The organism is Nostoc sp. WHI, assembly GCF_015714725.1.
Classification (GTDB): domain Bacteria; phylum Cyanobacteriota; class Cyanobacteriia; order Cyanobacteriales; family Nostocaceae; genus Nostoc.
This window is the reverse complement of the sequence record NZ_WBKM01000289.1, coordinates 1-20860: the sequence shown is the minus strand read 5'-3', so window position 1 is coordinate 20860 and position 20860 is coordinate 1. Positions and strand designations below refer to the sequence as shown.

13 protein-coding genes and 1 pseudogene are annotated in these 20860 nt (G+C 42.9%); 7 read left to right on the top strand and 7 right to left on the bottom strand.

Going from position 1 to position 20860, the window contains the following annotated elements; all coding sequences use genetic code 11:
- Positions 1 to 51 precede the first annotated feature (51 nt).
- Together F8S12_RS29365 and F8S12_RS29360 are read right to left on the bottom strand one after the other, a co-directional pair.
- Positions 52 to 888, bottom strand: a complete 837-nt coding sequence (locus F8S12_RS29365; RefSeq protein ID WP_196519789.1) for an Rpn family recombination-promoting nuclease/putative transposase — start codon at positions 886 to 888, stop codon at positions 52 to 54.
- Positions 889 to 941: 53 nt separating this feature from the next.
- A complete protein-coding gene (locus F8S12_RS29360; RefSeq protein ID WP_196519788.1) occupies positions 942 to 3485 on the bottom strand; it encodes a proteasome protein in 2544 nt (847 codons plus the stop codon).
- Positions 3486 to 4192: 707 nt separating this feature from the next.
- Between F8S12_RS29360 and F8S12_RS29355 the strand changes: the two genes are divergently transcribed.
- Positions 4193 to 6943, top strand: a complete 2751-nt coding sequence (locus tag F8S12_RS29355) for a PAS domain S-box protein (RefSeq protein WP_196519787.1) — start codon at positions 4193 to 4195, stop codon at positions 6941 to 6943.
- Between the two features lie 241 nt (positions 6944 to 7184).
- Positions 7185 to 7364: pseudogene (locus F8S12_RS41115) on the top strand (macrolide ABC transporter ATP-binding protein); the annotation flags it as partial.
- 78 nt (positions 7365 to 7442) lie between these two features.
- Here F8S12_RS41115 and F8S12_RS29350 read toward each other — a convergent pair.
- Positions 7443 to 7805 carry a hypothetical protein gene (locus F8S12_RS29350; protein ID WP_196519786.1) on the bottom strand — a complete coding sequence of 121 codons (363 nt, stop codon included), beginning with the start codon at positions 7803 to 7805 and terminating at the stop codon, positions 7443 to 7445.
- A 476-nt stretch (positions 7806 to 8281) separates the two neighbouring features.
- Between F8S12_RS29350 and F8S12_RS29345 the strand changes: the two genes are divergently transcribed.
- The 3 genes from F8S12_RS29345 (at position 8282) to F8S12_RS29335 (ending at position 11074) form a co-directional block, all read left to right on the top strand.
- Positions 8282 to 9004 (top strand): cyclase family protein, encoded by a 723-nt coding sequence (locus F8S12_RS29345; protein ID WP_196519785.1) that lies wholly within the window; start codon positions 8282 to 8284, stop codon positions 9002 to 9004.
- 46 nt (positions 9005 to 9050) lie between these two features.
- A complete protein-coding gene (locus F8S12_RS29340; protein WP_196519784.1) occupies positions 9051 to 9221 on the top strand; it encodes a hypothetical protein in 171 nt (56 codons plus the stop codon).
- A gap of 356 nt (positions 9222 to 9577) precedes the next feature.
- Positions 9578 to 11074 (top strand): aldehyde dehydrogenase family protein, encoded by a 1497-nt coding sequence (locus F8S12_RS29335; protein ID WP_196519783.1) that lies wholly within the window; start codon positions 9578 to 9580, stop codon positions 11072 to 11074.
- A 263-nt stretch (positions 11075 to 11337) separates the two neighbouring features.
- Here the strand turns inward: F8S12_RS29335 and F8S12_RS29330 are convergent, their stop codons facing one another.
- From F8S12_RS29330 to F8S12_RS29320, 3 genes are all read right to left on the bottom strand, one after another.
- Positions 11338 to 13650: an NACHT domain-containing protein gene (locus F8S12_RS29330; protein ID WP_196519782.1), complete on the bottom strand. Its 2313-nt coding sequence runs from the start codon at positions 13648 to 13650 to the stop codon at positions 11338 to 11340.
- Positions 13651 to 14195: 545 nt separating this feature from the next.
- Entirely contained in the window at positions 14196 to 14462 is a 267-nt protein-coding gene (locus F8S12_RS29325) for a DUF1816 domain-containing protein (protein WP_196519781.1), read from the bottom strand.
- A 771-nt stretch (positions 14463 to 15233) separates the two neighbouring features.
- Positions 15234 to 15590 (bottom strand): fasciclin domain-containing protein, encoded by a 357-nt coding sequence (locus F8S12_RS29320; RefSeq protein WP_196519780.1) that lies wholly within the window; start codon positions 15588 to 15590, stop codon positions 15234 to 15236.
- Positions 15591 to 15977: 387 nt separating this feature from the next.
- Between F8S12_RS29320 and F8S12_RS29315 the strand changes: the two genes are divergently transcribed.
- Both F8S12_RS29315 and F8S12_RS29310 read left to right on the top strand, forming a co-directional pair.
- Entirely contained in the window at positions 15978 to 17291 is a 1314-nt protein-coding gene (locus F8S12_RS29315) for an acetyl ornithine aminotransferase family protein (RefSeq protein WP_196519779.1), read from the top strand.
- Between the two features lie 58 nt (positions 17292 to 17349).
- On the top strand, positions 17350 to 18264 hold the full coding sequence (locus tag F8S12_RS29310; protein WP_196519778.1) for a DUF1338 domain-containing protein: 915 nt from the start codon (positions 17350 to 17352) through the stop codon (positions 18262 to 18264).
- A 276-nt stretch (positions 18265 to 18540) separates the two neighbouring features.
- Here F8S12_RS29310 and F8S12_RS29305 read toward each other — a convergent pair.
- Positions 18541 to 20860 (bottom strand): beta strand repeat-containing protein (locus F8S12_RS29305; protein ID WP_196519777.1); only part of this gene is annotated, 2320 nt, incomplete at its 5' end.

Here is a 20860-nt window from a genome sequence, read left to right as displayed (position 1 = left end):
TTACCTCTTCATGATTTAAGTTGGTAAATTTATAAACAGTAATTGTTGTAATTACTCAGATGCAAGTCTTACTTGTTCGATGGTTAAATTAAGTAATTGAGCAACATTTTCCATCGACATACCATGAGCTAAGATCTGAGGTACAAGTTCAAGTTTTAGTTCTTTTCGTCCTTCTTCTCGTCCTTCTTCTCGTCCCTCTTCTCGTCCCTCTTCTCGTCCCTCTTCTCGTCCCTCTTGTTTAGCTTCTCGATAAACCCTAGTTTCTTCTAACTTGACTTCTAACATTGCCTCTACCTCTTCACGACTTAAGTTTGCAAACTTATAAACAGCAATCGTTGTGATTACATCTATTATGTCCTTTTTAGCCAAGACGCTGATCTGTTCTTGTTGCACTCGCTCAATTAAATGTTTCGCTTGTTCCATCATTTCAGTTTCTGAGGCAATAGTTAACTGCATCAAACTGATACCTACTCTTTGCTCATCAGGACTACCTAACTCATCCAAATAGATCCGTTGTACTTGTGAACTGTTCAGTAGCGATCTGTGAATAGTGGTATTTTCTGGTTCCAAACTGCGAGACTGTAAAATAATTACCCCATACCAATCATCATAAAGCGACGGGTTGCGATACATATACAGCATCGATTCTGAGAAAAAGCGATGATACAGTAACTCATCCTTTTGGAATTGTACTTCAGCAAAAAAGATCATCTGCGATGTTGCATCAGGTGGAGGTAAAAATACCCCATCAATCCGAAATGTTGGTTCTTTAACTTCAACTGATTCAAAGCGATAGTTAGCAGCTTCGGCTGGTGGCTGTTCAACTAACTCGAAAAGCAATCCGGGGACACGCTTGAAAATTGTATAAAAAATAGCATCACGTCTCACAAACACATCCTCATATCTGTACCCGATCGCAATCAGTCATTTTCTGAGTTGGCTTATCTCAAATCATTTGAGTCAGAAATAGCAGCAATTTCTGAAATAATCTGTAACCAAGTAGGAATTGCTATCTCAGATGGCAAGTCTCCAGCCGCTAAATATCTCAGCAAAGTTTCTTTTTTTGAAAGGTTTTGCAGACTAGGAATAATTTGATCCAAAATGCCTTCTAGTTCCAAATTAATTTGCTGATTAACTTCGCTAACATACTGCACAAGATGAAGGCTGGCGCTAGCTGTCATTTCATCTCGCAGTCGGAGTACTAAAAGTTGGTGATTGCTCGATCTGGGTAAGCCTTGGCTTTTCTCTGGCGCCCAGTCAAAGATTTGACCAACGTTGTGTTTATCGTCTTGACGTGCTAGAGGAAAAATGATTTCGGGTGCAACGCTTTTGTCTTTACTACTAACTTCAGCGATGATTGCTTCTTTCCATTCGTTAGGATCGCATCCTAGTAATAATTTGTAAAAGAGATCAGCATCTTCAAAACCAAATTTTTCTTCGATTTGTTGTTCCATTTCTGGATGGAAAATTGCCTGCAATTGTTCGCGTTCTGGAGCTACATGATTTGACAATTGGTTCAACAAATCTAATACTGCTTGATGGATGCGATCGCGCGCAAAATCTTCTACTTCTTTAACGGTTTTCTCAAATACTGGATAAAAATCATCACTCTTAGTCGGAAGGGAACTATTTACGCGGTTTCCTCGGTCAAATAATTTTCCGGCTGCACCTTTAGATTCAGTCAGAGCGATCGCTCCATTGTTGGCTTTATTAAACAGTAAAGTCCACTGGTTCCAATTAAGTATTCTAAAGGTAAGTTCGTCTTTTACTACATCACTGACAACAACACCGCGCCGATCTTTGAGTGGTTCTTTGCCTATATCTTTTTGAAAATTCCTGTAGATTTTATCCAAACTTTCCACCACAAAGCGCAATTCGATAAAAGCGGGACTATCGCTTGTGGGAATGCCTTGCTCGTGAATTTCATCTATAATATCCTTCAAGTGATCTTGTTGCTGACTCACCACATCAGCAGATCTCCGAGTATCTTCATACAATTGCTTAAGACCATGAGTAGCTACGTGGGTTTGAATCAATTCTCGCAGCTTACTAAGACCGCCATCTTGAGCAAAGTAACCTAGCTGTCTACCCAAATAACTCCGGGGATCAGATTCTAGCAGCCGTTCACTTAATAGCTCCCATTTCTCTTGTAGCCGTTTAGACCGTTCTAAGTAATCAGGATAGTCCAAGTTAGCCAAAAACTCTGGTGAACCTGCTTTGACTGTACTAGAACGTTTTGCTAATTCAGCCAGTCCTAACAGTGGCGATAGTAAAACGATCCGGTCTTTTTGGGTTGTAAATGCTTCTGCACCGTCAATGGTAGTTTGCAGAACTTTGAGTTTTTGGAAAACCGTTTCTTCCTGCAAATGTGGGCTATCTTCAATCAATTGGTCAAGTTCTCTTTCGCCACCTTCACTATCTAGAGGTAATTGATCAAAGCGACCCACACCGACAAGAATTAAATCTTTCAGGTCTTGTCCCGGTCGCTGCTGCTGCATCATCGTAAAGATTTTATTGGCGCGATCGCTACCGGGAGATTTACCATTTAGCAATACCAAAATTGTCTGTACTTCTGCTAGTTCCCGCAGTGACAAAAAGGTATCTCTAGCCCCTGAATTAGCAGCCCCCAATCCCGGAAAGTCGATGAGAATAAATTTAGCCGCGTCTGCAAAATCCCAAATTTCTCGTGATATTTTCGCATCGATATCTACGCGGCGGATGAGTGGGAAACTGTTTTGTAATAACTTTGTTGGTAGCCTCTGGGGTGGACTCGGTAATCGGATGTGCGCTGGGGGTAAATCCTCAAATTTCAGAGTTTGGATTGCCATCGGCTGTTCGACTAGCTGTAGCCCCTCTTGAGCGGTGGTAGCATCAATCTGATAGCGCCCACCACACATAACTTCCCCATAGGCTTGATAAGCCCGCAGGAATAATACCAACTCCCGGAGTAAATAACGTAGCTCCAAATTGTTACTACTATTCCATGCTTCTTCACACCAGCTAATAATATCTTTACCAGAGTTGAGTTTCGATACTGGTATAGCAGCAAGTCCGGCTGCTGCTGTTCGTTTATTGGCTTCCCCTAGCATGAAGCGTAGACACTCATGTACTCCTTCATGAGAAAGATACTCTACCGTAAAATTACTTAATTGGGTAGTTGCAAACTCGTCTTGTGGGATAATATGTATAGCGGTAACATTACCTGTAGTGGGGTTTTCACTCACTGGCAAAGCATCTGCATATCCAATGAGACTGCCTAAAAGTAAGGTTTTCCCACTACTGAATTCCCCCATAACCCCAATTTTGACAGGCGAAGTTGCAAGTTCTACAGTTTTCTGGGCAGATGAACGCAAACGCAGAAGACAGTCATCAAGACTAGCTGGAACCCAATCTTCTTGTTTAGAAGGGGACTGGGGTACAGAATCTATCTTTCGGAGGATGAATTCGCCGTACTCCTTAAAACGGCCTAGTTTATCTGGTTCCATAGAGTAGTTTCCGCCTAACATGAATTTCTGTGAGCTTTATAACATATAAAACGCTATCGCTAGCTATTCTGGCAACCTGTTGATATTACATTTAGCATTTCTCTCATTTTTGGTAAGTAGCTGGGCGAAATTAAATATAATATGTCATTGCGAGCGGAAGGCAGTGGAGTGTTCGCGTAGCGTCTCGTAGAGAAGCAATCGCAAAGACTGAGATTGCTTAGACAATCTTGAAAAATCGGTTTTTGCTAGAAAAATTAAAAATTAAATATTGATTTGATATGAAATTCTTGAGGATTGTGAATTTTTTATCAAGACTTAACTGCCTCATGGAGAATCATGTAGTTTCTATGAAGCAAAATCAGATTTTGAGCAATGTAATTACATAAACAATATGAATTTATAGATGATTCTAATAAGAAAGCTGGTTAAGCAACCTTCCCATACATGGGTATTTTAAATTTCATTAAAAAATGTTGAAGTTAATCTTAATAATAACTTTAGAAGTTTTACAGTTTATTTACAGTAAAAGAGGAATTTTTGCAGATATAAAAAACAATAAAGTATTAAGATAAATTAAGCAGGTTTAGATGATGATTATGTCCATCTATTAAGAAATTCTATTTTCAGAGATATTACCCTAATAATTTACGTAGAGCAGGTAGATAAAAGTGTTTCCTAAAAGGGTGCAGAGCTACACTAACCAAATCATGGTTGAACAGGAAGAAATACAAGACGATGAAAAACTATTTTGCCAGCAGGTGGATACTTCTCCTCTGATGATTTGGATGGCTGGATGCAATGCACTCTACTATTACTTGAATTCCAATTGGCTAAAATTTACTGGCGGATGTCTGACCACAGGCGAGTTTGCGTCTGGGCGAGGAGACGAGATAGACAATATCTGGACTTGTAGTGTCCATCCAGAAGATAGACAACGATGTGACAATATATACATCAAAGCATTTACGGCACATGATTCCTTCCAGAGGCAATATCGCCTCCGTCGGGCTGATGGCGAATATCGCTGGATTTTAGACACAGCCGCGCCACGGTTTGCAGCAGATGGCAGCTTTGTCGGTTACATCGGTTATTGTGTAGATATAACAGAAGTGACGATAGTGGGAAGCCAGCCTATGTTGACGGAAAGCTGCTCGGCATCTACAAACTTTTCTCATTGCCTAAGTAAAATTACAGAAAAAACACAGGCGCAACTGCAAGCTGAAACTGCAAAACGCCAAGAAATGGAAGCACAGTTACACCAAAAAACATCAGAATTTGCAGCGATTTTGCAAGTACTTCCTGATTTATACTTTCGTCTGGATGCTGATGGAACTATTCTGGATTACAAGCCAGGATTGAGGGAGAATCTGTATATTCAAACAGGAGATTGTCAAGGCAAGAGTTTGCGAGAATGCCTACCGACTGCTGTAGGCGATCGCTTCCACCAAGCAATAACTCAAGTCCTTGAAACTCAATATGAAGTCAGTTTTGAATATACCTTATCATTATCAGAAGAAAACGGTAATTTTGAAGTTAGGTTATTACCATTACCAGACCAGCAAATTATAGTTCTTGTCCGCGACATCAGCGACAACATCCAAGCAACATTGATAAAAGGTGATACTAAGTTTCGCAGCATTGTCGAAAACGCTAATAACATTATTTTTGCACTGACCCTTGAAGGGATATTTTCCTACGTTTCTCCTAACTGGACTGAAATTTTTGGACATGAGGTTGCAGAGGTTGAAGGCAAATCCTTTGCTCTCTTTGTACATCCTGAGGATATACATATCTGTGCAGATTATTTCCAAAGAATTTTGACAACAGGCGAAAAACAAGACGCAATTGAATATCGGGTAAAACACAAAAATGGCAATTGGCGATGGCATACAAGTAACTCATCTGTTATTAGAGACACTAATGGCAATGTTTTAAACTTCGTTGGCATTTGCCATGACACCACCGAACGCAAACAAGCAGAGGAAGCGGTGCAAGCTCTTGCCCAGAGGGAAGCACTAATCAATCGTCTTTCGAGCCAGATTCGAGCTTCTTTGGATCTTAATCACATTCTGGAAACCGCAGTCCAGGAGATTCGCAACTTATTCCAAATTGATCGCTGTGCCTTCTTTTGGTATCGGCAAGACGCTGATGTGCCCTACTGGGAGAGAGTATATGAGGCGAAAAGTTGCTTTTTACCCTGTCTGCTTAACGATGAAGGAACTAATGCAGAAATCGGACTAATCGCAGCCAAAACCTTGAACGGAGAAATTATCCGCATTGATGATGCTGAAACTGTGGCCGATGGCAATGCACGCCAGTTTATGCAGGATTTTGGTTTCACTGCCTTTATGTCACTGCCCGTACACACCCAATCTGGCGAAATTGGCGCATTTAGCTGTGGTTCTTGTAGTGGCTTTCGGCCTTGGCTAGACAATGAAGTAGAATTACTCCAAGCAGTTACAGTTCAACTAGCGATCGCCATTGATCAAGCTAAACTTTACACCCAAAGTCGCATCGTTGCCCAAACTGCCCAAGACAAAGCCCAGCAACTAGAAGCGGCGTTGCTGGAACTTCAACAAACTCAAGCGCAACTGATTCAAACTGAAAAAATGTCTAGTTTGGGACAATTAGTTGCAGGTGTTGCCCACGAAATCAATAATCCTGTCAATTTCATCTATGGCAATATTAGCCACGCCAGTGAATATATCAAGGACTTGCTGCATTTAGTAGAACTTTATCAACAGAACTACTGCCCACAAACACCAGAGATTCACGAACAAATCTACGCCATTGATTTAGACTTTATTAGGGACGATTTGCCCAAAATCTTGGATTCTATGAATATGGGAGCCGAACGCATTCGGCAGATTGTCCTATCTTTACGCAATTTTTCTCGCCTTGATGAAGACGGTGCAAAACCAGTGGATATTCATGAAGGTATCGATAGCACCTTGCTGCTATTGCAACATCGCCTAAAAGCCAAATCAGGATGTCCCGAAATCCAAGTAATCCGAGACTACGGCAATCTACCATCGATAGTGTGTCACGCCGGACAGATGAATCAGGTGTTTATGAATCTGTTGGCAAATGCGATCGATGTTTTAGAAGAGTCATTTGTCATTAGTCATTTGTCATTAGTAAACAACACTGAACAAAGGACAAATGACCAAGCACAAATGACTTTTCCCCAGATTCGCATTCGCACCTTCATCCAAGAAGACCGTGTAATCATTAGCATTGCCGACAATGGTCTAGGCATGACTGAGGAAGTACGCAAACGCCTATTTGACCCCTTCTTTACTACAAAAGCTGTGGGCAAAGGGACAGGTATGGGGTTATCAATTAGCTACCAAATTGTTGTTAAAAAACACGGTGGGCAAATCCAGTGTATTTCAGCACCAGGAAAAGGTGCCGAGTTTGTTATTATGATTCCACTAAAACAGGAACCCTCAACGTAAATATTACGCAATTTTAATCTAAGCTCAATTAAAAGTTCACCTATTGGTTGTTACAGCTATTTTCAGGTAAATAGCTGTTTCGCTGCAACATTATTTAGACCTCCCAACGACTTAGAACTTGATCCCTATCAATCAGGACTTACGCAAACAATAGCCGAAACCTTGATTTTCAGGTAGGGGCAATTCATGAATTGCCCCTACAGCGTGTAGTTTTGCGTAAGTCCTATCAATAACTAAGAAAAAAGAGTTAACGACCCTGGATGATGATGAACTTGCAGATATCCACAATCAGTATATTGGTTTTGTGTTTCAACAATTCAATTTGTTGCCCCGGTTGACGGCACTAGAGAACGTTATGCTGCCGATGATTTGTGCCGATGTCCCGCGATGGCAACGACTGGAATCTGCGATCGCTGACCTTATGGAGCGATTATTCCAGCTCAAGCTTTTGCCCGTTCATGAACCTGTCTTCGGAGAGCGACAGGAATATAGGTTTTGCTCATTCTGCGCCAGCTTCTTTGATCTTCAAGAAGGCTCTAGCCTTAGCCATTCTGACAATATGCTCTAAATATTGATACCCTTGCCATTGCTGCTCTTCTGCTGCGGTTAAACCCATCGTCCGATTTTTCTCTACCAGAGTGTTAATTTGAGCTTGCAGCGATTCAGAGGGACGCAGGGCAATAATGGCTTCAGCAGTGGGTAGGCTTGCCAGAAATTCTACGACTTCTGCCATACCTGAAAATCCTGACTGAGCGATCGCATTCAGTTCTCGTAACCCCAACTCTAGGATTTGAGGCAGTTTATCTGTAAAAGGTTGAAGCTGATTGACAACTTCATCAGGTAAGTCAAATGTAACTTGCATAGACGTTGGCTTTTACTACAAGGATACACTTTCTGGATTTTAGGTGACAGAATATTCCACAATTAAATCAATAGAATACCGCCATCGCAATTGTCACCCATGATGCGACCGTAGCAGCTCAGACAAAGCGGGTAATTCAGATGCAGGATGGAGTGATTGTTGAGACAGCGAAACCTTTATATAGGACTACAATTTAATTTCTGAAAAAACCCCGTACAGATCAAAGAGCATTCTTTCCCGTTGCCTCTTGCCTGTTGCCTCTTGCCTGCCTACCCAGATAGGTTCAAAAATCAAATCGGATTGCTATATCATGTCCGACTTAATACTTATGTCATTGCGAAGGTCGCGTGGCAATCCCAAACTCTTGCCATTGCAACCGATTCAAAAACGTTGTAATAGTAGTACTATCTTTGCGTAGGCGTTGCCCAACCCAGGCATCACACCTTTGAAAAAAATCCCTGAGTACAAATGTTGGAATGATACAACCTCAAGGTCAAAATAGTATCACCTACACACGCGTTATCCACCTAAGTCATGTAATTGACATAGATATTCCCCAATGGTCTGGAGATCCCACAGTAGAATTTGAAACTGTAGCTGAACTAAATAACGATGGCTATTACTTACGGCGTTTTTCCTTGGGGGAACATAGCGCTACCCATATCAACGCCCCTAACAGTTTTCATCGTTCTGGTGTGGGAATTGACCAATATCCCGCTCAATCCTTGGTTGTACCTGCGGTAGTCATAGATATTTGCCAAGCCACAGCCGTTAACCCTGATTATGCTCTGACTATTGCTGATGTTTTGGCTTGGGAAGAAGAATACGGTGAAATTTCTGGTGGTTGTGTAGTCATATTAAATACTGGATGGCAAAAAAAGTGGTTGGATAAAAGTGCATTCCTAAATCATGATGCTCAAGGAATTACTCACTTTCCTGGGTTTGGCAGCGATGCAACTCAATTCTTACTGGATGAACGGCAAATTGCTGGGGTAGGAATTGATACTCATGGTGTAGATCCTGGACAGGATAATAGTTTTGCGATTAACCATTTGGTGTTGGAAAAACCGCGCATTGTGTTGGAGAATCTAACAAATTTAGATCAACTGCCACCTAAAGGTACTACTCTAGCGATCGCAGTTCTTAGATTGCGTGGTGGTTCTGGTTCTCCTGTGGGCGTGCTGGCGTTCGTGCCTTAATTTTCAACAAAGAGAAAACTCTTTCATCAACAAACGCATCCGTTTCATGGACAAACGCATCCGTTTCATCAACAAAAAGATGATTTTCATCAACAAACGCATCCGTTTCATGGACAAACGCATCCGTTTCATCAACAAACGGATTATTTTCGTAGCGATCGCTTTTTATGAAATTGCCAAACGCTCAACAGGTAACTTTAAAATTGTTCTACACTAGGTTTAATTTTTAATTGAAGTAAAGCGACTGTTGACTTTTTATCAGTTGACAGGGTATTATATTTATAATGGAAAAAATCCGCTCAGATATACCCTTTTCTCCAAAGATATTCATTACTAATTTTTGAATATAGCGGTTCCCGTGAAAACCTCACCCCCAACCCCTCTCCTTAGTAAGGAGAGGGGAGATAAAGCACAGCTTTATCGGGGTGAGGTTTTGATTTGTGGATTGTAGAGTAGGTGTAGAGTTTATATTGATATTTCTATCTCACCAATTTCCTAAACTTGAGGATAACCTAGAAAGCAAGCAAACTTAGTACACAAGTTTTAGTAGATCATCAGCCGGAGATTTTCAAAATGACAACTCCGCTATCTTGCCGCAATTACATCGATGGTCAATGGTTGAGTGCTGTAGGGGAAGCAACCCTAGAGCGCCGCAACCCTGCTGACAAAACCGAAGTCGTTGCCACATTCCCCCGTTCTCAAGTGAATGATGTCGATACAGCAGTAGCCGCCGCCCGTAAAGCTTACCGCAGTTGGCGCACAGTCCCAGCCCCGGCTAGGGCAGAATATATTTTTCGCGTTGGAGAAATATTACTTCAGCACAAAGAAGAACTTGCCCAGTTAATCAGTCAGGAAATGGGTAAACCTCTGACAGAAGCTAGAGGAGATGTTCAAGAAGGTATTGACTGCGCCTTTTACACTGCTGGCGAAGGGCGGCGACTCTTTGGGCAAACTACACCCTCGGAAATGCCTAATAAATTCGCCATGACTGTGCGAATGCCCATAGGAGTTTGTGCCTTAATTACCCCTTGGAATTTCCCAGTGGCAATTCCTTGCTGGAAAGCTATGCCAGCATTGGTATGTGGCAATACAGTCATTCTCAAACCTGCCGAAGATACCTCCGGCTGTGCAACTAAATTGATTGAAATTTTTCAACAAGCAGGTTTACCACCAGGAGTAATAAACTTGGTGCATGGTGTGGGAGAAGAGGCGGGGAAAGCTTTAGTTGAGCATCCTAATGTAGATTTGGTGTCGTTTACAGGTTCTTCAGAAACCGGTGCTTTTGTTGGCGCTACTTGCGGACGCACTCACAAGCGCGTCTGTCTGGAAATGGGCGGCAAAAATGCTCAAGTGGTGATGGAAGATGCCGATTTGGAACTGGCATTAGATGGTGCAGTATGGGGAGCATTTGGCACAACTGGTCAACGTTGTACAGCTACCAGTCGCCTAATTTTGCATCGTGATATCAAAGAAAAATTTACCGCTATGCTCTATGAGCGTACCAGTAAGTTACGCTTGGGTGCTGGCACTGACCCTGATACAGATATCGGCCCCATAGTCAATGAAAAGCAACTCCAACAGGTGAGCAAGTATTTGGATATTGCCCGTGAGGAAGGAGCAAAGGTTTTAATTGGTGGGAACATTGCCAGCGAAGGCTCATTGAAAAACGGTTATTTCTTTCAGCCAACTATTTTGGATGACGTAACTCGTGACATGCGCGTCGCCCGTGAAGAAATATTTGGCCCAGTGGTGGTATTAATTGAGGTTAGCTCATTTGAAGAAGCGATCGCTATCCTCAACGATAGCAATTATGGTCTTTCTTCTTCAGTTTACACCCGTGATATCAACCGAGCTTTTACTGCCATGCGCGACATCGAAGCAGGTATCACCTATATTAACGGCCCCACTATTGGCGCAGAGGTACACTTGCCCTTTGGTGGTGTGAAACAAACCGGTAATGGACACCGAGAAGCTGGAACCACTGCCTTGGATGTTTTCACAGAATGGAAAAGTGTTTATGTTGACTTTTCAGGAAGTTTGCAACGCGCTCAGATAGATAACCGTAGCTGAACAATTCAAAATAAGGCTTTCCTCGTTCCCAGGCTCCGCCTGGGAATGCCTTCATTGAGTCTCTGGCTCAATGTCTAAACTGGAGGCAGAGCCTCTAATCAGCCATTCCCATGCAGAGCATGGGAACGAGAGAGGGTAGCACAGTTAGCTGTGCTACCATACCCTATTGGGGATTTGTAGGTAATTCAGTAGACGTGATAAACTGATGTGCAGCTAAATTGTATAAGACGAAAACGTAAAATTTGGATAATTAACCAAAAGAATTATTGCCATTCCCTGTCCTCAAGTTCCTTCTGAGGCAACAATAAAGTAGCTTCAATTTCATCCCTAATAGCAGCCGTAACTTCAGAATTGCTATGCAAGCAATCGAGTAGTAGCTGATTAGCATCGTAGTAGCGTTGTAGTACTTGCTCTTGCTCAGGGGTAAACTGCCACTGGTGGTTAATATTGCGATAATTATCAATCGTCGTCTTTAACTGTTCACCCCAAGCTGAATAGTTCGTCTGCCCCCATAGCTGAAACCGTTCTTGACTTTGACGAGAATTCGGAAATTGGTCAGAGAGTTGTTGCAGTGATTTATGAAGTCCAACATCCAGAACAATTCCCAGAATGTTGCTTAGAGCTTCTCCACAGATGTGCATGTGGGCAAAGTCCTGGTTTGCATCAACTGCACACTCCAGCAGTAGATTATCTAATAGCGCATCCAGAAACATCCCTTGATCAAGGCTGCTAGCTAAGGCAAACCGAGAAGCTAGGCGAGGATCACGACTCAAGGCAAGGTAAAATGCTCGAACTGTCGCATCTTTTGATTTACTTGGAATAGTGCGAGATTTTTGACTAGCCCAGGTCAAAAATTCTTGTAAATAAGCGTCTTTGGCAACCAGTGCATCAATTTGTTGCTTCATCAACTGTACAAGAGAGTCTGCGCTTCGGAGCATGGTAGCTGTCAACAAAAAGATTTCGCGCCAGTGCGGGTCAGTAATATGACTCACCAAACCTCCCAGCGCTTGCTCTAATGCCTGTAGGTTATGGCTAGCAACGATTTTTCTCGCCGTGAAGTATTCTTGAAACGCTAGATAGGAGAAGGAGAAAATTCCCCGCGTCCGTTCTGCCAGTATCCCATGTTGAGCTTCGATTGCCATTAACGCCGCTTCGCTTTCTATTTGCACTTCTTCTGCATCCATCGGCTCTTTGGTGAGATTCTGAATATAATCACCAATGTATTGCTCAATAACGCGTTGCTCAAAAAAGTACTGACCCTTCTCAAATGTCGCCGAGGCAATTTGACTTAATAATTTGAGCTTTTGCGGTAATAAAAACCCTCGGTAAACCTCGTCTCGTTCAATGCCTTTAGCTTCATTCCATTTGCCTAATAAAAGGTCTAAACCTTGCTTATAAAAGTCAGTCCGCTTAATCGGAAATTTTTCTTGTCGGTGGAACACCCAGCAGGCAAGATGCAGAAATAGGGGTTTGACGACGAGTTGACGAAATTGCCAGTTTTCATCTAATTCCAACTTCTGAATAAACTGAACGGACTGTGCCTGGCCATCTTGAGTGTTGGTCTTGCTAAAGGCCACAAACCATTTTTCAGCGAAGGCTCGGATTTGTTCTAGGGTAAATGGGGCAATTTCAACATCGGTAAAGCCTCGGATGCTGAGTTTTTGAGACGCTGTTCGACAGGTTACCACCAACTGATTTTTGTGATACTTCTCTGAAAACCTGCGAATTTCACTTAAGACAGCATTGGTCTGGGGGTTAAGAATTTCATCCATGCCATCAAGCAACAGTAATACTCTACCTGCACTCAGCAAGGTTTCAATTACTGAAGGATCTGAAATTCCAGATGTGAGAAACTCTTGGCGGATGTAGTTTAATAGGTTGAAATCGTTGGTAATCTTAGACTCTTGGGCAAAATTTCTCAGTGTAATGAAGATCGGAATCTGATTCGCCGCAAATCCGCCTTGGTTACACTGAATGGCGAGATATTGCAAAAAGGTGGTTTTTCCTACTCCCGGTTTGCCCAGTACCCTGAGCTTGGAATATGTTTCAACTGCCCGCATACCGACTATCTGTTTCTGGTCAATCTCACCCAAGCCAAAACGGTCAAATTCTTCTCGATTAAATTTTTGGAAGTCAGTGATCTCAAAGTACTGTTGACTGGCAATTTCCTCCAAAATATTCACATCAATATATATGTCATCGATCGCAACAGGATGACTCATATCTAATAATTGTAAAATACCGCACTGGTCTTGAATTTTATCGAAGCGTTGCGATCGCACTTTCTGCACTAATGTATCAATATCCGAGCCAGAAGGCTGGGTGTATTCTTCTAGTTCCAAGAATTCTGCCGGGGGATTGGTAGCAATCTCCCGCCAATTCAGTGATAACACCGAACAAATTTCCATAAAGGTATGACGCTCAACCGGACGGCCAGTAAAAAACCGCCAAATCGGTTGTCTAGTCTTAAGGTTAACTTCCTCTGCCAGATTGTCTTGTGTCCACCCCTTGCGAGCAAATGCTCTTTTGGCCTCTTGAATCCCGGCAAGTGTTAGCTGGAGCGATCTCTTGACCATAGGACAAAACCCTGCTCCTCAAATTTTAAGTTTTTATTAATGTTTTGTAATCTTACAGATATTGCCGTGATAGCAAGCAGCATTTTGCTCGATTAATCTTACATAGAGTTATAAAGTATACCTCAAGACTTTAAAATTTTGTAACCAACTCAAGTTAGACTTTTATCTTATACATTTCAACCTTTAGCAAGACTTAAACTCAAGCATTACTCTGTAATGCTTAAGTAGAGATAGAGAGCTTACTTATGAATACTTACTTGCTCAAAAATTATAATTGTATTATATAGATAAGCTGTTCCACATTTAACTTATATAATTAGGGTGGGCATCTTGCCATTGGTGTCAACTTAAGCCAAAATCCCTTTTAAACCTCGTTTCTAGCCAGACGCTAGAAATACTGCTCATCGCGATGCCGCAAGTCTTGAGGCGGCAGCCCTCCCGTTAGGCATTCCCAGTCGGAGCAGGGGAACGAGACAATCTCTAAAAGCATTATCTAGACTGGTTTTTACGTTAAGTTGACACCAATGGCACCACAAGAGTTATGTTTAATTCGATTCTGAGTGCATAAGTTCTGATATTTTGACTTGTGCTTCTTCCTGAAAAATCGTTAGGACATCAGGCTGACATTGTTTGACTAGTGCAATGATGTCTCTGGCTCCTTCCTGATATAAGTCTTCGACATAGCCAGTTCGAGAAAGTTGTGCCTCTTTTTCACTATCAAAAGGGCCAAAGTAATAAGTACAGCGTGGAACAACAGTGTTAATTTCTACCCACCAGGCAAACTCTGAATGATTAGGTTGCAATAGATTCATGAGGAATATTAGTGATTAATTAAACTTGATTAAGGATGGTTTTGGCTTCTAGATTACTCTAGTTTTTTTGTTGACTGAGAGATAAGTAAATTTCTTCACATCCACGGATACGACTTTTTTAAAGGATGTTTAAAAAGTATTTGGCTGTGATTTTAGCCACTTATTGATCCCCAAAACCCCGCTTTTTAAGGCTACGGTGTACACACAAGTCTTCTAGAGTTGCCCCATAGACTTTTGATCCCCCCAACCCCCCTTAAAAAGGGGGGCAAAGACGACTTAGAACGATAGTTTCTTTTTCTAAACTGGCATTTCCTGATAGCAGTAGCTACAACGCCAGTAAACTACTCCCGAACGGACGTGACGGAGTAAAGCATTTGAACAGCAAAGGCAAGTATATTTATCCTTTACAGATTGATTAGTTTCTGTAGATATATGATCCTGGCTGCAATGAGTAATCAAATGAGTTTTATTCCTTAACAAATGTTTCATTCTTACAGCCTAAATTGCTAAATTAACTTAACTAAATGTTGTCTTTAATTTGTCATATCAAGTTCGGTAAATTATTTACGATATGTCATTGCGCTAAACCTTCGCGTAGCCTCTCGTAGAGAAGTGCAATGTTCGCAATGACATAAATATTAAGTCAAACATGATATCAGACAAGTTTGGAGATAAAGCTGTACTTTATCTCCCTTCTCCTAACTCACACACAGAGGTGATGGAATAAGCTTTTGATATGTATTGCACATGGGAACCGCTACATACATTTGTTCACTTAGGAATCAACAATGATGTGGATGATACCGTTATCATCAGCATCGGGTTTTGAGGCTGTGAGTCATAATCTATCTTGATAGTATTGAACAAACTTGAACCTTCAATGGGCTTTATCGGTATCACTTTGCCGGAAACAATGTGATACGTTAGGACTTTTTCGAGCTGATTAATATTCTTAAGCAATGTCTCTACAGTACTTGGTGGAAGCTTTGCAAAAGCTTGATCTGTGGATGCACAGGCGATGAACGAATCAATATCTTTGAGGGTATCTATCAGATTGGCGGCCTTAATTGCAGCAACCAGGTTGCTAAAAGAACCAGAGGTAACGGCAGTATTCATAATATCAGCCATTTGTTTCACTTGGTTTTGTATAATTTTGCTAATTACTTCTAAGATGACGTCTTAGTGTTAGAAATCATGTTTAAGCAAGCGGTTGAGTAGCGTATAACTTGTATGATATATGCGAAAAATATTTAAATAATTACAATATCTACCAAAAGTTGTGTTATAAAACGGGCGAGAGTCTTAAAAGATCCGAAAGCCTTTACCATGAAGCTTTTTCGTTAAATACCTCTGAAGATTGATGACAAAAATAATCTGTATTTTTCACGATCGCAGTTGTATCTGCTAATTTCTCGGTAAATGCGTAATTTCTGTCACCCATAGAATCTAATGCTACTTTAAAATATCACATCTTCGCGTTTAATCATCAGTAATCTTTAAAAAATCGAAAAAACTATGTTAAGTATCCCGGTTAATTTAGGTTTACCTCGTACACCCCGCCTAATAACTTCCTTACCTGGGCCTCGCGCTCAAGCAATTGTACAACGCGATCGCGCCGTAACTTCTCCTTCTTATACCCGCGATTATCCGTTAGTCGTAGCACGTGGCGAGGGCTGTATGGTAGAAGACGTAGATGGCAATGTATTTCTAGATATGACCGCAGGTATTGCCGTTACCGCCACCGGACACGCTCACCCGGAAGTCGTCAAGGCAATTCAAGAACAGTCGGCGCGTCTGCTGCACATGTCAGGGACAGATTTTTATTATGAGCCGATGGTGGAACTAGCGGAACAATTAGCGATTCGCGCTCCCTTTCCCCAGCCACAGAGTAATGCTGCCTTTCCCGCAAAGGTATTTTTCACCAATTCGGGAGCAGAATCCAACGAAGGAGCAATCAAACTAGCTCGATATTACACCAAGCGATCGCTAATCATCGCCTTTTTGGGTGCATTCCACGGACGCACCTATGGAGCAATGTCTCTCACTGGTTCCAAAGCAGTGCAGCGAGCTAACTTTGGGCCTTTAGTTCCTGGGGTAACTCATATTCCCTACGGCACTCACGCTAGCTTAGATTACCTAGAAAAACAGTTATTTGGGACAATATTACCACCGCAAGAGGTAGCTGCGATCGTAGTCGAACCGATTCAAGGAGAAGGTGGGTATATCGTCCCCGAAGATGGATTCTTGCAGAGGATTCGGGATATTTGCGATCACCACGGTATTCTGATGGTAGTGGATGAAGTACAAGCAGGAATGGGGCGGACTGGTCGCTTATTTGCGATCGAGCATTGGGGAGTCATGCCTGATATCATTACTACAGCCAAAGGTATCGCTAGTGGTTTGCCTTTAGGAGCGATACTTGCCAGACCAGAGTTAATGACTTGGCCGCCTGGTTCTCACGCTACCACATTCGGCGGTAATCCTGTGGCTTGTGCTGCTGGTATTGCCACCCTGCGCTTACTAGAAAGTAGTTTGATGATTAATGCTACCCAGATGGGAGAAATATTACAAACTGGTCTTACTCAATTGCATCAAATATTTCCCAGAGTGTCCTTGCCACGAGGTAAAGGTTTGATGGTTGCGGTGGACTTATTGGATGAACAGGGTAATCTCGATCATACATTGCGCGATCGCATTATCCAAGAAGCCTTCTTACGGGGTCTATTATTGCTAGGTTGTGGTAAAGCAGCAATTCGTTTCTGTCCCCCTCTAATTATCGACAGCAACCAAATTCAGATAGCCCTCCAGATTATCTCAGACATATTGTAACCCTAAAAACTCTCTGCGCCTCTGCGCCTCTGCGTGAAAAAAATCATCCTATCAACCCATGAAACCCGAAATAGCCCTTCATCTATGGAAACTCCTCTGGCAACAATACAGCACCAGAGTAAACCATGCCCGTACCTACCAGCAAATGATTACCTCTGCCGGTGGGACTATCGCCAACGACCACATCGCCTTTCGGTCTTTGCGTTTATTAGTAGATACTCCACAGAATCAAGTTAACTTAGGAATTGACTACCTTGGACAACTTGCAGAAGCTTTAGGTTATGTGGCGGCTGGAGAGTATAATTTTGCTCAAACCCATCTGTACGCGCGTCATTATCGTCATCCGCAACAAGAAGAATTTAACTTACCCAAGCTGTTTATCAGCGAGTTGATTGTCAATGAATTGCCTGCTAATATTGCTCAACTCATCTCTCAAACAGTATCTTCAATCCCATACGAACTGACCTCACCCCTTACTCTTCTACAAAAAGACGGGAACATTGAAACTATTGCCAAACAAGTCCAGCAAGTTTTTACCCGCCCTTGGCAACCTCCTGGGCATTCTGTTGTCGAAGAAGTGAATGCAGTTACTCAGTATGGAGCTTGGGTGTTGCTGCACGGATATGCTGTCAACCACTTTACAGGCTACGTCAACGGACAGAATACTCCAGAATATCCAGACATTGATACTACCGCCAGTGCTCTGACTAACCTGGGTGTACCAATGAAAGCAGAGATAGAGGGAAATGTTGCTTGTGGTTTGCGGCAAACTGCAACTCAAGCAGTAACAGAAATGGTGACAGTGTTAGATGATAACAGTGGCGCAGAAATTCAGATACCTTGGACTTACGCCTATTATGAAATTGCCCAGCGCTATCTAGTAGAAGTGGAATCTGGAAAGCAAATACTTTTCGATGCTTTTTTAGGAAGTAATGCCCAGCAATTATTTGAAATGACTCGTCTATCTAAATAGCCGAGAGTTGTTAGTAAAGGATTCAGCTTTAAAGTTCCAAGCTCGGAATTTCGTGTTCCAAGCTCGGAGTTTCGTGTTCTGAACTCGGAGTTTCGTGTTCTGAACTCGGCCTTTCGTGTTCTGAAGTTGGAGTTTCGTGTTCTGAACTTGGAGTTTCGTGTTCTGAACTTGGAGTTTCGTGTTCTGAACTTGGAGTTTCGTGTTCTGAACTTGGAGTTTCGTGTTCTGAACTCGGCCTTTCGTGTTCCGAGCTTGAAGTTTCGTGTTCCGAGCGAATTACGCTTGCAACACAAAATCTGATGCGGTGAGAGTAGGCGCACCAGTGAGAGTTGCAAATAGACCGCCGCTACCAAAACCAGCCGCACTGCCATTAGAGTTATAGAACAACTGCCCACTCACAGCGTCATACACAATCACAGCACTGCTAGCTCCCCCTAAAGAAGTAATTTTAAAATCACTGGCGTTACTAAAACCTGTTCCCGCAGCAGAAGCGATCGCATTAAAGGTAGTCTTATCTAAGATAATCTTGTCACCTTGGGAGTGTTTGAAATCAGCGATCGTATCTACACCAACAGCAGCACTGGTAAAGGAAGCATTGGTATTGTAAAGGAATTTGTCAGCACCCGCGCCACCGACAAGGGTATCATGTCCCGCACCGCCGATTAACTTATCATGTCCCGCACCACCCCGTAGTAAGTCGTTGCCACTCAAACCATTGATAACGTCGTTACCCCCTTGACCATTAATCACATCATTGGAGTTGTTAAAACCAGCGATGTGATTGTTTGAGTCATTGAGGAAGGTGACAGTGTTTTTGTTGAAAATGCTAGTTTGAGTAGAGTTGGCATTAATCACATCAAAGCTGTCGGCGATGCTGGTTTGCCCATCAAACAAGATATTACCAATCGCTGGTTGTGAAGAAGTTGCTGGTACGTTATCCAGATTTTCTAATTTGAAGTTTTGCAGAGTGACTTTGGTGTTAGCCACATTTTCAAAGGTGACTTCTAAGTTGTTGCCACTTTGAGTTAGTTGCAGATTTCGGGCAGTTAAGCCATTACCCGTAAATTGCAGTGTGTCCACTTTAGCAATCACAGCTGCCGATGGGTTTGAGCCTTTACCAACGCCATTAAAATCGGTGATAATGTCATTGCGATCGCCAGAGCGAAACACAAACTTATCTTGACCGCCATTACCTGTGAGGGTATCGTTACCACCTTTGCCATCGATGATGTCGTTGCTGGCTGTGCCGATGAGAGTGTCTGCATCAGCAGTTCCTGTAAAATTAGGAGTGCTGCCGCCATTGCCAATGTTCTTCCCCCCAAATACTACAACTACATAGCTTTGCCCAGCATAAAAGTTGCCTCTGGGGGAGCCGCCATATGCCCCAATAATCAGGTCGTCAATGCCATCACCGTTGATGTCCCCCTCATTGCTGACTGAGATGCCTGATTGGTCATATACTGCAATGCCGTTAATGAAAAAGCCATTAGTGCCATTCAAATCAGAGGCGTTGAGGCTGCCGCCACTGCCCAGATTCCTCTCCCCAAACACTACATAGCTTTGCCCAGCAGCAAAGATGCCATTGGGGGAGGCAGATGGTGCCCCGATAATCACGTCGTCAAGACCGTCGCCGTTGATGTCCCCCCCATTGCTGACTGAGACGCCTGAGTAAAAACCAATGCCGTTAATTATAAAGCCATTAGTGCCATTCAAATCAGAGGGGTTGAGGCTGCCGCCGCTGCCCAGATTCCTCCCCCCAAACACTACATAGCTTTGCCCAGCCCCACCGATGCCGTTGGCGTCGGCAAAAGGTGCCCCAATAATCAGGTCGTCAATGCCATCACCGTTGATGTCCCCCCCATTGCTGACTGAGGTGCCTGAGTAGTCACCTGCTGCAATGCCGTTAATTAAAAAGCCATTAGTGCCATTCAAATCAGAGAGGTTGAGGCTGCCGCCACTGCCCAGATTCCTCCCCCCAAACACTACATAGCTTTGCCCAGCATTTCTGATGCCGTTGGGGTCGGCATTTACTGCCCCAATAATCAGGTCGTCAATGCCATCACCGTTGATGTCCCCCCCATTGCTGACTGAGGAGCCTGAAGAGTCATTTTCTGCAATGCCGTTAATTAAAAAGCCATTAGTGCCATTCAAATCAGAGGGGTTGAGGCTGCCGCCACTGCCCAGATTCCTCCCCCCAAACACTACATAGCTTTGCCCAGCCCCACCGATGCCGTTGGGGGAGGCATTACTTGCCCCAATAATCAGGTCGTCAATGCCATCACCGTTGATGTCCCCCCCATTGCTGACTGAGGAGCCTGAAGAGTCATTTTCTGCAATGCCGTTAATTAAAAAGCCATTAGTGCCATTCAAATCAGAGGGGTTGAGGCTGCCGCCACTGCCCAGATTCCTCCCCCCAAACACTACATAGCTTTGCCCAGCCCCACCGATGCCGTTGGGGGAGGCATTACTTGCCCCAATAATCAGGTCGTCAATGCCATCACCGTTGATGTCCCCCCCATTGCTGACTGAGGAGCCTAAACTGTCACTTGCTGCAATGCCGTTAATTAAAAAGCCATTAGTGCCATTCAAATCAGAG